The following is a 12,992-nucleotide window of genomic DNA, read 5'->3' as shown; positions in this document are numbered from 1 at the left end:
ACGCAAGGAGGCCGCCACCATGCGCAAACGCACGCTTTTATCCCTGATGGCGCTGGCCCCTGTGGTCAGTGCCTGCGGCTTTCGCCTGCGTGGCGTGCCGACCTTTCCATTCAGCTCGCTGTACCTGCAGGCACCCGAAGGCTCACCACTGACGCGTGAAGTGCTGCGCCATCTGGCCACGGCAGGCAGCGCGCTGCAGATCGTGCTGCCTCCGGCAGCTTCCAGCTCGGCCCAGGTCACCCTGCGCCTGCTGGGTGAGCGCCGCGAGCGCATCGTGCTGGCCAAGACCGTTTCCGGCCAGGTCCGCGAAGTGGAGCTGCGCCTGACTACGCGCTTTAGCCTGGTCGACAACGAAGGCCGCATCTGGATTGAAGATGCCGAACTGTCCCAGAAGCGTGACATGAGCTACAGCGAGACCCTGGCCCTGGCCAAGGACGAGGAAGAAGCCGCGCTCTACCGCAATATGTATGCCGACATGGCGCAGCAAATCCTGCGGCGCCTGCAGGCAGCCCATCCGCCAGCTGGCGAATAAGCCCTCATGCAACTGGCATTGAACCAACTGGCCGCACACCTGCAAAAAGGTCTGCGGCCTTTGTATACCCTGCATGGCGACGAGCCCCTGCAGCTGCAGGAAGCGGCCGATGCCATCCGCGCGGCAGCACGTGCCGCCGGGCACAGCGAACGCAGCGTCTACACCGTGCAGGGCGCTCACTTTGACTGGAGCAGCGTGCTGGCCGCAGGCGGCTCTTTCAGCCTGTTTGCCGACAAGAAGCTGGTCGAAATCCGCATTCCTTCGGGCAAACCCGGCAAGGATGGCAGTGCTGCCATCCAGCAACTGGCCGAGAACGCGGCACAGGACGACAGCACGCTGACCATCATCACTCTGCCGCGCCTGGACGCAGCCACCAAAAAAGGCGCATGGTTTGGCGCGCTGGACGCCAACGGCGTCACCATCCAGATTGACCCCATCGAGCGCGCAGCGCTGCCGCAGTGGATTGCGCAGCGCCTGGCACGGCAGAACCAGCGCGTGACCTCCGGTGAAGCGGGGCAGCGCACACTGCAGTTCTTTGCCGACCGCGTAGAAGGCAATCTGCTGGCCGCCCACCAGGAAATCCAGAAGCTGGGGCTGCTACAGCCCGAGGGCGAACTGAGCTTTGAAGTAGTCGAACAAGCCGTGCTCAATGTGGCGCGCTATGACGTGTTCAAGCTCTCGGAAGCCGTGCTCTCCGGCAATCTGCCACGCGCCATGCGCATGATGGATGGCCTGCAGGCTGAAGGCACGGCCGAGGTGCTGGTGCACTGGACGCTGTCGGAAGACATCCGCAACCTCAAACGCGCCAAGGATGCACTGGCCAGCGGCCAGCCCCTGCCCATGGTGCTGCGCAGTCTGCGCATCTGGGGCAACAAGGAAAGACTGTTTGAGCGCGTGGTGCCACGCCTCACGGCCAATGCGGCCGTGCGCCTGCTGCACTCGGCCCACGTGGTGGACGGCATCGTCAAAGGTCTGCCCGCAGACAACTGGCCCAGCGACAGCTGGCAAGCCCTGCGCAAGCTGGCGGTAGACATGGTCACCACCCTGCAGGGCCCCGCCAGACGTCTATAAAAACAGGAGCTGCCAGCGCTTGATTTGTAATGATTTCAGAAACATTTGAGCCTGAAACATAGGTATATCAAGCGCAAAACGCTCTTATTTTTCAAAACAGCAACAAAAAAGCAGCCAATGGCTGCTTTTGTTTTTTGGGGTATCGAGCGCGTTTAAGCGGTCAGACGCTCCAGCGCTTCACGGTACTTGGCCGCGGTCTTTTCAATCACTTCCTGAGGCAGACGGGGTGCAGGCGCTGCCTTGTTCCAGGGCTTGCCATTAACCTTGGCCTGCTCCAGCCAGTCACGCACAAACTGCTTGTCGTAGCTGGGAGGGTTGACGCCCGCCTTGAGCGCTTCTTCATAGCCTTCCACAGGCCAGTAGCGTGAGCTGTCGGGGGTCAGCACTTCGTCCATCAGCACCAGCTCGCCGTCTTCGGTCAGGCCGAATTCGAACTTGGTGTCGGCAATGATCATGCCCTTGGTCAGTGCGATTTCTGCCGCTTCCTTGTAGATGCGGATGGCGGTGTCGCGGATCTTGGAGGCCAGCTCCTCTCCCACCATCTCCACAGTGCGCTCGTAGGTGATGTTTTCGTCGTGGTCGCCCATTTCTGCCTTGGCAGCCGGCGTGTAGATGGGCTCGGGCAGCTTGGCGGAATTGACCAACCCAGCAGGCAGCTTCACACCGCACACGGCCTGGCTTTCCTGGTATTCCTTCCAGCCGCTGCCTGCCAGATAGCCACGCACCACGGCCTCGATCAGCACGGGCTTGAGGCGCTTGACCAGCATGGAGCGGCCCTTGACCTGAGGCACTTCCTCGGGCGTCACCACGGATTCAGGGGCTTCGCCCGTCAGGTGGTTGGGGCAGATGTGGCCCAGCTTGTCAAACCAGAACAGCGCCATCTGCGTCAGCAGCTCACCCTTGCCGGGGATGGGTTCACCCATGATCACGTCGAAGGCCGAGAGGCGGTCAGAGGCCACCATCAGGATGCGGTCATCGCCCACCGCATAGTTGTCGCGCACTTTGCCGCGCGCCAGCAGCGGCAGCGAAGTGATATTGGAAGTGTGCAAAGCGGAAATCGTGGGCTGTGTCATGAGAGAAGCAGACAAAATGGGGTTCGGAACACGTCAACGCCTGCAGCTTCTGGCTGGCAGGCGCAACTCCGATCCGGGATTTTAGAGCCGGACAGGCGCGCCAGACATGGACAATTGCGACTGCTTCAATCTCTATCCCGACCATCACGGACAGCCCCGCCAAGCAGGCGCTATCCACAAACGATTCATTGTGCGCTGTTTTACCGCCTGCGTCTGCCTGCCCGTCATATCCCAGCAGAACATGGCGAAATGCCATTGCGCACATCAGGCAACAGGCGCATAGTGACTCACAAGCGACGAATGCGCATTCAACCGCCACCACTGCTTCGACACAGAAGCAGCAAGCTTTTTCGTGAACCTGAAAGCACAGGAGGTTGATTTATGAACTTGACCATCAGCGGCCACCATCTGGATGTCAGCCCTGCACTGCGTGCCTACGTGGTTTCCAAGCTTGAACGCGTGCTGCGCCACTTTGACCAAGTCATCCACATCAAGGTACTGCTGTCCACGCAGAACGAATCACAGAAAGAACGCCGCCAGCGTGCCGAATGCAGCATCCAGGTCAAGGGCAATGCGCTGCACGCTGCCAGCAAGCACTTTGACCTGTATGCCGCCATTGATGAGCTGGCAGACAAGCTCGATCGCCGTGTACTCAGCTATAAAACGCGTAAACTGGCTGTACGCAATGTCGCAAGCAGGCATGAATTGGCCTTGTCAATACAGAGTTGACGCCAGATGTCTTTTGCTTGTGCGAAGATTTAGGTAAAGTCTGGAGTAACAGGCCGCCCGATGGCGGCCTTTTCGCTCCACCGCACCAGCCAGATACGTCCGGTTCGGGCGATACACCATAGTTTCCACATGAACCGTCTTGCCTCCATCCTGTCGCCTGCTCAAGTGCTTGTCAGCGTTGATGCCACCAGCAAAAAACGCGCTTTTGAAGAAGCGGGCCTCTTGTTCGAAGGGCTGCATGGCCTGCCCCGCGCATTGATCACCGACAGTCTGTTCGCACGCGAACGTCTGGGCTCCACAGGCCTGGGGCACGGTGTAGCCATCCCTCACGGGCGCATCAAGGGCCTCAAGACACCCATGGCAGCGGTTTTCCAGCTGGCACGGCCCATCGGCTTTGATGCACCTGATGAACAGGCTGTGCAGTTGCTCATCTTCCTGCTGGTTCCCGAAGCTGCCACACAGCAGCACCTGGAAATCCTGTCTGAGATTGCCGAACTGCTCAGCGACAACCATCTGCGCGAATCTCTGAAAACGGCGAACAATGCCGAAGCGCTGTACCAGCTGATCGTCGACTGGAAGTCGGCCACCGCCGCATCCTGAGCGCCTCTGCTGGTCAGCATCCCACCGCCACGCCTTTTCTGCCTGCTGTTCCATGCGCCACAAAGCCATCAATGCCAACCGCCTGTTTGAAGCATTTCGCGAATCCCTAAACTGGGAATGGCTGGCTGGCATGGGGGCTTCCGAGCGCCGCTTTGACGAAATGGCGGTGCGCTCGGCGCGTTCGGGCGCAGACCTGGTGGGCTACCTCAACTACATCCACCCTTACCGCCTGCAGGTACTGGGCGAGCGCGAAATCGCCTACCTGACCAACGCGACCGACGAGGACTGCGCGCGTCGCATCGGTCGCATCGTCAAGCTCGAGCCACCCGTGCTGGTGCTCGCTGACGGGCAGACTGCACCTGCTGCACTGCTTTCCATGTGTGAAAACGCAGGCATTCCGATGTTTGCAACCAGGGAAGCCTCGGCCTTTGTCATTGACGTGCTGCGCGCCTACCTGTCCAAGCACTTTGCCGACCGCACCACCATGCACGGCGTGTTCATGGACATTCTGGGCATGGGCGTGATGATTACCGGCGAATCTGGCCTGGGCAAAAGTGAGCTGGGGCTGGAGCTGATCACACGCGGCAATGGCCTGGTCGCAGACGATGCCGTAGACCTGTACCGCATCAACCAGACCACCATAGAAGGCAAATGCCCTGAGCTGCTGCAGAACCTGCTGGAAGTGCGCGGCATTGGTCTGCTGGACATTCGCGCCATCTTTGGCGAGACAGCCGTGCGCCGCAAGATGCGCCTCAAACTCATCGTGCACCTGGTCAAGAAAGAGACCATGGAGCGTGAATACGAGCGCCTGCCGCAGGAGCCACTCACGCAGGATGTGCTGGGCATTCCCGTGCGCAAAGTGGTGATTCCCGTCACCGCAGGCCGTAATATCGCGGTGCTGGTGGAAGCTGCCGTGCGCAACAGCATTTTGCAGCTGCGCGGCATCGACACCTATGCCGAGTTCGTCGAGCGCCACCGCCAGGCCATGGAACGCGACATGGGCAGCAGAAGTTCTTACTGAGCACGCAGCTTCACGAGCTCACAACAAAAAAAGGCATCCGCATGGATGCCTTTTTTTACATGGGCACAGGACCTTGACTCTGGTCTTAGCGCTTGGCTGTACGTGCCACGCAATCAGCGCACTGGCCATACAGCGACATGGAGTGATCCTGAATCTGCCAGCCCATCTGCTCAGCAATCATCATCTGACGCTTTTCAATCTCAGGGTCATAGAACTCTTCGACCTTGCCGCATGCCGTGCAGACAAAGTGGTCATGGTGCTGGCCTTCATTGAGCTCATACACCGCCTTGCCACTTTCAAAATTGCTGCGCAGCAAGATGCCTGCCTGCTCAAACTGGGTCAGTACGCGATAGACCGTTGCCAGACCGATGTCCGAGCGCTCATCGAGCAGCACACGAAAAACATCTTCTGCGGTCATGTGACGCTGCCTGCCAGTCTGAAAAATTTCCAGAATCTTCAAGCGCGGCAATGTCGCTTTCAGACCTGTGCTTTTGAGCTCTTCAATGTTTTTCATGTCGTACGTGAAAAGTGGCAGTTGGCACAAGCTTACGACAGCTCATACCGAATACAAAACTATGGTTTTCGCATGCTGTAAAACATGCGCGAGCCGGAGCAAAACCTACCGCTACAATGGGGCAAATCATATCCCTTGCTTATTACCCATGCATGTACAAGCTCGTTACCGCCTGCAGTTGGGGCTGACTCTGTCTCTCGCCGCTTTTTTGGCTGCTTGTAGCAGCATCAGCGAAACCACTCGCAACGCCATGAGTGCGGTCACCCCCTATAAAGTGGAAGTGGTGCAAGGCAACTTTGTGTCGCGCGAACAGGTGCAAGCTTTGCAGCCCGGCATGAGCCGTCAGCAGGTGCGCGAAATTCTGGGCACACCGCTGATGACCAGCGTGTTCCATGGAGATCGCTGGGAATATGTGTTCACCATCAAGCGCCAGGGCGTAGAAGCACAGAACCGCAAGCTGACCGTGTTCTTCGATAACGACCGCTTTGTGCGTGCCGAAGGTGATGAAATGCCTTCCGAAGACGAGTTCGTCGCATCGCTGGGCAGCAGCAACAAGAAAATCAAAGTACCGCAGCTGCAGGCCACCGAAGAACAGCTGGCCAAGCACAAGCCCGCAGCCAAGGCCGATGCACCTGCCACCCAGGAAACTGCACAGCCTCGCAGCAGCTACCCGCCTCTGGAACGCAATTACTGACGCACCGGCTTCTTGTGTACCAGCCGCTCAGCGCATGACAGCTTGAGCGGCTGTGTCTGTTTGACCTCTTGATGGATTTGTTATGACCGCACCCTCTTCTTCTCCTTTGCGCGTGGCAGTGGCCGGAGCTTCTGGCCGCATGGGCCGCATGCTGGTGGAAGCCATCCAGAACAGCGCGGACTGCACCCTGACTGCAGCACTGGACCTGCCCCACAGCCCAACCATCGGCACCGATGCAGCGGCCTTTCTGGGCCAGACCAGTGGCGTGCTGATTGAAAGTGATCTGAAGTCTGCCCTGTCCAAGGCCGATTTTCTGATCGACTTCACCCGCCCCGAAGGCACCATGGCCCACCTGGCTGTGTGCGCAGCGCTGGGCGTGAAGGTGGTGATTGGCACGACCGGTTTTACCGAGGCGCAGAAGGAACAGATTGCGGCTTACGCCCAGCGAACCGCCATCATGCTGGCGCCCAACATGAGCGTGGGTGTGAACGTGACGCTGAAGCTGCTCGAAATGGCCGCCAAGGCACTGAGCACGGGCTACGACATTGAAATCGTCGAAGCCCACCACAAGCACAAGGTGGACGCCCCATCAGGCACCGCCATCAAGATGGGCGAAGTCATTGCCCAAGCCCAGGGCACCAAGCTGGAAGACCGCGCCGTATACGAGCGCTTTGGCCACACTGGCGAGCGCAAGGAAAACACCATTGGTTTTGCCACCGTGCGTGGCGGTGACATCATTGGCGACCACACCGTGCTGTTTGCCGGCACAGGCGAACGCGTGGAAATCTCGCACAAGTCCAGCAGCCGCGCTGGCTATGCCGATGGCAGCCTGCGCGCTGTGCGTTTTCTGGCAGGCCAGAGCACCGGCCAGTTCGACATGTTTGATGTGCTGAATCTGCGCTAAGCCGACTGCACACTTCGCGCACTGCACAACAAAAAAGGCGCTGAACAGCGCCTTTTTTGTTGACTGGAAAAAACTGAACCAAAGCTCACTCCGCACACACTTCTGCAGCACTGACCACGCAATTGCGGCCTTTTTCCTTGGCTGCATACAAAGCCTCATCACTGCGTCGCAGCAGCTGCTGGTAATCAGGGTGTCCGTCAAATGTGGACACACCAATGCTGACCGTCAGAAAGAGCGGGGGCTTCTGGGGCATGCTGAACGGCGTCTTTTCCACGCAGGCACGCAATTTTTCCGCCACATGCAAAGCGGCCGCCGGGCTGGTGTCTACCAGCAGCAGCAAGAACTCTTCCCCACCCAGGCGGAACACATAGTCGCCACCGCGGCTGTTGTCGCTGAGCAGAACCGCCATCTGCTGGAGCACGGCGTCACCACATTCATGACCCCAGGTGTCATTGATGCGCTTGAAGTAATCGATGTCCACGGTCAGCACGCTGAACACTGTGCCGCTATCGCGCGCCATGGCGATTTCCTGGCTCAGTACCACAGGCAAGAACTTGCGGTTGAGCAGCTGCGTCAGCGCATCACGCCCGGCATCCATCTGGCTGTTGTACTCAAACAAGGCGTCCAGATTCAGGCTGATGTTGCGCGCCTGCTCTCGCAGCGCATTCAGAAACTGCAGGCTGTCCTGCTGCGATGCCTGCGCAAACGCGGGCAGCAAATGGCTGTCGATATGCTCGATTGCCGACTGGATATGCCCGACCTCTGCCAGACCCTGAAAGATATGCGCACCTTTGTGACGGAACCACAGGCCAAAGTCAGAACTGCCCAGCCTGGGCATGGCCATCACGGAATGTCCCAGTGCGTGGCTGTACAGGCACTGGTTCTGCCAGTCCAGCAGCTCTGCACGACGACGCTCACGCAGCGTAGCCACGTTGTGCGTCAAGGAAAACAGGCGGTATGCCTCCTTGGAGCGGGAGCTGCGTTCGCGCGATGTGGCATAGGCCTGTGCCATGATTTCCATGGACAGATCCATCACCCGTGCAATGAGCTGCATGGCAGCCAGTCGCTCTGCCTCGGTCAGCAGTGTATGCACCATGAGCAGGCTGCAGATGCCGTCCTTGATACAGGAAGCACCGCGCAACACCAGGTACACCGGCAGATCGAGGCGTGCATGCACCTCGCCAATCTTGACCTGCCGCTGCGCCTGCGCCTCCAGATCTGCCTCGGGGTCCAGCGCATAGACCTCCTGCAGCCACATTTGCATGGAGGGTTTCAGTCGCGTCTGCACCTGCTCGTGCGAGAGGAAGATGCGCGCCGCCTCATCTTCCAGCATGGCCTGATAAAAGTGCGAAGCCAGCAAGGCACTATGTTCATGCACCAGCTGCTGCACCGCAGCCCGCACCCGAGAAGTAAAGCACAGCAAGATGCTGCGCCACTCCACTGCATACGCAGGAGACATTCCAACTCCAGAAAACCCGGCGCATAACACGCCACACACTACACAAGCTGCAGCGACTCGCATCGTAGCGAAAAGTGCACCGCAGTTCAGCACTCACGCGCGAAATCGCCTTTATTTTTTCATCATTTTTTCAGGCATTGAACGAGAGCAAGAACTCACTTCAACAAGTTCGTTAGGTAGCCCTGCAGGCCTGTGAAAAGGAGCCTGCAGGGCTCCTGCTGCATCAATTGAGCGCCATGCTCAGCTTGCGGCGATAGCTGTTGACCAGCACCGTGGCTTCGTCCTGCTCTGCGCTGCTCTTGCCCAGAATCTGGATACCACCGGCGCTCTGGCCGGGCGCTGTGTCCTGATGCTTGGGCTTGGCAGGCGTGAGCAGTTCCAGAATGGCCACATACAGCTTGCGGGCGGCCTGCTCATTCCAGGTCTTGTCGCGCATGATGATTTCCAGCAGTTCCTCCATGGAAGCGGTCCACTGGCCTTCCGCTGCCAGCACCTGTGCCTTGGCAAAGCGCGTGTCAAAGTCACGCTTGTTCTGAGCGATAGCAGCATCAAACTGCTCAATGGGCCAGTTGCCGCGGTCGTCGTTTTGCACAAACAGCATGCACTGCAGCCACTGGTGCAGGGCTTCAAAGCGCAGCGGCTGGGGAATGCGCTTGAGCGGCTCGTGCAGCAGCTCGGCCGCTGCCTCGTAGTTGCCGGTGGCTATCAGCAGGCGCACATAGTCAAAGCGTGCATCATCGTTGGCCGGGTCTGCCGCCAGCGCATCGGCCAGCTTCTGCAGCGCCGCCTGGGTGTCGCCCGATTCCAGCAAGGCTTCGGCCTCCTCCACCTCGGCTTCTGCAGCCAGAGCATCTTCAGAAGGCAGGTGCTTGTCCAGGAATTCACGCACCTGACCTTCGGTCTGTGCCCCCATGAAGCCATCCACAGGGCGGCCGCCAATCATCAGCACGCAGGTGGGCACACTGCGAATACCGAACATGCCGGCAATCTGCTGGTTGGCATCCACATCCACCTTGGCCAGCTTGAAGCGGCCGGCGTACTCCACCTCCAGCTTTTCCAGCGTGGGCACCAGCGTCTTGCAGGGGCCGCACCATGTGGCCCAGAAATCCACCAGCACAGGGGTGGTCATGGAGGCGGCGACCACCTCGGTCTCAAAATTCTGAATGGTGATATCGATCATCGGGCTGTCCCTGGGCCGCAGCAGTGCTGCGCAAAAAATAATGAAAAGCGCCTACAAAAGCGTATGGTGCTGATTCTCTAGCAATTTGGCAGTGTGCCAAGCACGCAATGCCTTGCAGATGCGTACGCTGCCCACAATTTCAAGCCAGCGGATATGGCGAGCCCCCTGTCCACTCGCCAACCCAAGGCTTGCCCGTAAAATCCCGGGTTCCACTTGGCTGGGCCGCAAGCGCCCTTTGAGAGAGAACATGAACCCCATCCAGATCGGTGTGGTCATGGGTTCCAGCAGCGACTGGGACACCATGCAGCACGCAGTTGCCATCCTCCAGCAATTCGGTATCGCTTTTGAGGCGCAAGTGGTTTCGGCCCACCGCATGCCTGATGACATGTTCCGCTACGCAGAAGCTGCGGCTGAACGTGGCCTCAAGGCCATCATCGCTGGCGCGGGCGGCGCGGCCCACCTGCCCGGCATGATTGCTGCCAAGACCCCCGTGCCCGTGCTGGGCGTACCCGTGGCCAGCCGCCACCTGCAGGGTGTGGATTCGCTGCATTCCATCGTACAAATGCCCAAGGGCGTGCCTGTGGCCACTTTTGCCATTGGCAATGCAGGTGCTGCCAACGCGGCCCTGTTTGCCGTGGCTCTGCTGGCCAACGAAGACCCTGCGCTGCGCGAAAAGCTCAACGCCTTCCGCGCCGAGCAGACCGAGGCCGCCCGCAACATGACCCTGCCGGTGAACGCATGAGCGAAGCACGCAATGTGATCTTGCCCGGCGCCACGCTGGGCGTGCTCGGCGGCGGCCAGCTGGGTCGCATGTTTGCCCATGCCGCGCAGGCCATGGGCTACTTCACCGCCGTGCTGGACCAGGACCCCACCAGCCCCGCCGGTCGGGTCAGCCACCACCACATCCGCACTGGCTACGAAGACCCACAGGGTCTGACCGAGCTGGCCAAGCTGTGCGCCGCGGTCACCACCGAATTTGAAAACGTGCCCGCAGGCAGCCTGAACCAGCTGGCCCAAAGCCTGCCCGTCTCGCCTGCTGGCAGCGCGGTGGCGATTGCCCAGGACCGCGCCCGCGAAAAGGCCCACTTTGTGCAGTGTGGCGTACCTGTCGCACCACATGCCGTGATTGAAACGCCTGAGCAGCTGGCCGCCGTGTCTGCCGACCTGCTGCCTGGCATTCTGAAGACCGCCCGTCTGGGCTATGACGGCAAGGGCCAGGTGCGCGTCAAGACGCTGGAAGAGCTCGCCAAGGCCTGGGACGAGCTGGGCCGCGTGGCCTGCGTGCTGGAAAAAATGCTGCCACTGGCCCACGAGTGCTCCGTCATCGTGGCGCGTGGCCGTGATGGCGCCATCGTCAACCTGCCCGTGCAGTGCAATCTGCACCGCGACGGCATTCTGGCCGTGACCGAGGTGTATGAAGGAAATCTGCCTGCAGCCCAGGTAGAACAAGCGCTGGCAGCTGCAAAGTCCGTAGCAGAAGGTCTGAACTACGTCGGCGTGCTGTGCGTAGAGTTCTTTGTGCTGCAGGACGGCTCGCTGGTGGTCAACGAAATCGCCCCCCGCCCCCACAACAGCGGCCACTACAGCCAGAACGGCTGCGATGTCTCGCAGTTTGAGCTGCAGGTGCGCTGCATGACCGGTCTGCCATTGGTGCAGCCCCGCCTGCACAGCCCCAGCATCATGCTCAACCTGCTGGGTGACCTGTGGTTCAAGGACAGCGACACCGCCCAGACGCCCGCCTGGGACCAGGTACTGGCACTACCCGGCTGCCACCTGCACCTGTACGGCAAAGTCGATGCCAAGCGCGCCCGCAAGATGGGCCACCTGAACATCACCGGCAGCACGCCTGAGCAGGTACGCGCCACAGCCCTCAAGGCGGCAGAGATTCTGGGCATTGCGCCCTTCTGAGCGGCCAGGCTGCTTTCAAAAAAAGAAGCTGCTAGCGCTGACAGAACAAGGGATTCAGATAGTTTTCTATCTTAATCCTTTGATATTTCATCGCTAGCAGCTATCAATTTTTATTCTGCGCATGCCGCTGCTTCCCAGCGTAAACACGTATGGAGCGGGGGCATCGCGCAGCGCGTTTGGCGGCCAAGGCTGCTGCGCAGAAAATATGGTTTTCCACCGGCTACGCCCTTGCTTAAACACTTAAGCAAGGGCGTCTGCATTGGCGAGCCATTGACACACAAAGGACATCAAGATGATTTTGGATGGACAGCTTCAAGCATCGGTACAAGCCGCAGCAGCCGCCCTGCAGCGCGGCGAGTTGCTGGGCTTGCCCACCGAAACCGTCTATGGCCTGGCCGCGGACAGCGACAACGATGCCGCCGTAGCCCAGATCTTCATGGCCAAGGGCCGCCCCGCCAACCATCCGCTGATCGTGCATGTGGCAGACAGCGACGCCATCACGCGCTACGCCAAGGAAGTGCCCGTATTTGCCCAGCAGCTGATCGACGCCTTCTGGCCCGGCCCGCTGACCCTCATCCTGCCGCGCCTGCCGGATGCCGCCAAGGCATCGACCGGCGGTCAGGACAGCGTGGGCCTGCGCTGCCCCGCACACCCCGTGGCCCATGCCCTGCTCAAGGCCTGCCAGCAGCTGAACCCGCCCGTGTGGGGGATATCCGCCCCCAGCGCCAACAAGTTTGGGCGCGTGAGCCCCACCACGGCCCAGCACGTGGCCGCCGAGTTTGGCGACGAGCTGCTGGTGCTCGACGGCGGCGCCTGTGAGGTAGGCATTGAATCCACCATCGTCGACTGCACGCGCGGCGTGCCTGTGCTGCTGCGCCCCGGTGCGATCACGCGCGACGACATCGAACGTGCCTGCGGCCAGCGCCCACTCTCCAAAGAAGAGCTGCAAGCCAATACTCCACGGGCCTCTGGCACACTTTTGGCCCACTATGCGCCGAACGCCAAAGTGCGCCTCATGGATGCCAAGCAGCTGCAGGCCGCGCTCGACATGCTGGGTACTGATGGCAAAAACATTGCCGTCTACCACCGCAGTCCGCTGAGCAATGCCTCCCAGGGCGTGCACCTGCGCCCCATGCCCCAGCAGGCCCTGGGCGCAGCCCACGAACTGTTTGGTGCGCTGCGCGACTTTGATGCCATTGGCGCCCAGCTGATCTGGATTGAAACCCCGCCCGACACCGCCGACTGGGAAGGCGTGCGCGACCGCCTGCAGCGCGCGGCCGCTGCTGGCTAAGCCCTGCCTAAAAAGC

Annotated in this window: 14 protein-coding genes; 10 read left to right on the top strand and 4 right to left on the bottom strand. The window is 60.2% G+C overall.

All coding sequences use genetic code 11. The features are described 5' to 3' along the window. Positions 1 to 19 precede the first annotated feature (19 nt). The gene (locus B5M06_RS06325) at positions 20 to 532 is read left to right on the top strand and encodes an LPS-assembly lipoprotein LptE (RefSeq protein ID WP_054065415.1); all 513 of its coding nucleotides are present in this window, start codon (positions 20 to 22) and stop codon (positions 530 to 532) included. 6 nt (positions 533 to 538) lie between these two features. Then, complete coding sequence (gene holA / locus B5M06_RS06320) at positions 539 to 1,603, top strand: DNA polymerase III subunit delta (protein WP_054065414.1); 1,065 nt, start codon at positions 539 to 541, stop codon at positions 1,601 to 1,603. A gap of 152 nt (positions 1,604 to 1,755) precedes the next feature. On the opposite strand, the gene B5M06_RS06315 is transcribed toward holA, so the two are convergent. Then, complete coding sequence (locus B5M06_RS06315; RefSeq protein WP_054065413.1) at positions 1,756 to 2,676, bottom strand: phosphoribosylaminoimidazolesuccinocarboxamide synthase; 921 nt, start codon at positions 2,674 to 2,676, stop codon at positions 1,756 to 1,758. Positions 2,677 to 3,057: 381 nt separating this feature from the next. On the opposite strand from B5M06_RS06315, the gene hpf reads away from it, so the two are divergent. The 3 genes from hpf (at position 3,058) to hprK (ending at position 5,026) form a co-directional block, all read left to right on the top strand. Further along, entirely contained in the window at positions 3,058 to 3,405 is a 348-nt protein-coding gene (hpf, locus tag B5M06_RS06310; protein ID WP_054065412.1) for a ribosome hibernation-promoting factor, HPF/YfiA family, read from the top strand. Between the two features lie 129 nt (positions 3,406 to 3,534). Beyond that, positions 3,535 to 4,005, top strand: coding sequence for a PTS IIA-like nitrogen regulatory protein PtsN (gene ptsN, locus B5M06_RS06305; protein ID WP_054065411.1), 471 nt, complete (start codon positions 3,535 to 3,537; stop codon positions 4,003 to 4,005). A gap of 52 nt (positions 4,006 to 4,057) precedes the next feature. After that, entirely contained in the window at positions 4,058 to 5,026 is a 969-nt protein-coding gene (gene hprK / locus B5M06_RS06300) for an HPr(Ser) kinase/phosphatase (RefSeq protein ID WP_054065410.1), read from the top strand. Between the two features lie 85 nt (positions 5,027 to 5,111). Here hprK and fur read toward each other — a convergent pair whose 3' ends face one another. Then, entirely contained in the window at positions 5,112 to 5,540 is a 429-nt protein-coding gene (fur, locus tag B5M06_RS06295) for a ferric iron uptake transcriptional regulator (RefSeq protein WP_054065409.1), read from the bottom strand. A 148-nt stretch (positions 5,541 to 5,688) separates the two neighbouring features. On the opposite strand from fur, the gene B5M06_RS06290 reads away from it, so the two are divergent. Next, the gene (locus tag B5M06_RS06290) at positions 5,689 to 6,234 is read left to right on the top strand and encodes an outer membrane protein assembly factor BamE (protein WP_054065408.1); all 546 of its coding nucleotides are present in this window, start codon (positions 5,689 to 5,691) and stop codon (positions 6,232 to 6,234) included. A gap of 82 nt (positions 6,235 to 6,316) precedes the next feature. After that, positions 6,317 to 7,138: a 4-hydroxy-tetrahydrodipicolinate reductase gene (gene dapB, locus B5M06_RS06285; RefSeq protein ID WP_054065407.1), complete on the top strand. Its 822-nt coding sequence runs from the start codon at positions 6,317 to 6,319 to the stop codon at positions 7,136 to 7,138. 85 nt (positions 7,139 to 7,223) lie between these two features. Here the strand turns inward: dapB and B5M06_RS06280 are convergent, their stop codons facing one another. Next, a complete protein-coding gene (locus B5M06_RS06280) occupies positions 7,224 to 8,597 on the bottom strand; it encodes a GGDEF domain-containing protein (RefSeq protein ID WP_054065406.1) in 1,374 nt (457 codons plus the stop codon). 223 nt (positions 8,598 to 8,820) lie between these two features. After that, positions 8,821 to 9,777 (bottom strand): thioredoxin, encoded by a 957-nt coding sequence (trxA, locus tag B5M06_RS06275; protein WP_054065405.1) that lies wholly within the window; start codon positions 9,775 to 9,777, stop codon positions 8,821 to 8,823. 247 nt (positions 9,778 to 10,024) lie between these two features. On the opposite strand from trxA, the gene purE reads away from it, so the two are divergent. The 3 genes from purE (at position 10,025) to B5M06_RS06260 (ending at position 12,976) form a co-directional block, all read left to right on the top strand. Beyond that, complete coding sequence (gene purE / locus B5M06_RS06270) at positions 10,025 to 10,519, top strand: 5-(carboxyamino)imidazole ribonucleotide mutase (protein ID WP_054065404.1); 495 nt, start codon at positions 10,025 to 10,027, stop codon at positions 10,517 to 10,519. Next, the gene (locus B5M06_RS06265; RefSeq protein ID WP_054065403.1) at positions 10,516 to 11,685 is read left to right on the top strand and encodes a 5-(carboxyamino)imidazole ribonucleotide synthase; all 1,170 of its coding nucleotides are present in this window, start codon (positions 10,516 to 10,518) and stop codon (positions 11,683 to 11,685) included. The genes purE and B5M06_RS06265 overlap by 4 nt, the downstream gene beginning before the upstream one ends. Positions 11,686 to 11,977: 292 nt before the next feature. Next, positions 11,978 to 12,976 carry an L-threonylcarbamoyladenylate synthase gene (locus B5M06_RS06260; RefSeq protein ID WP_054065402.1) on the top strand — a complete coding sequence of 333 codons (999 nt, stop codon included), beginning with the start codon at positions 11,978 to 11,980 and terminating at the stop codon, positions 12,974 to 12,976. The last annotated feature ends 16 nt before the right edge of the window (positions 12,977 to 12,992 follow it).

The organism is Comamonas kerstersii, from assembly GCF_002056725.1.
In the GTDB taxonomy this organism is placed as follows: Bacteria; Pseudomonadota; Gammaproteobacteria; order Burkholderiales; family Burkholderiaceae_C; genus Comamonas; species Comamonas kerstersii.
This window is presented reverse-complemented; position numbering and strand designations above follow the sequence as displayed.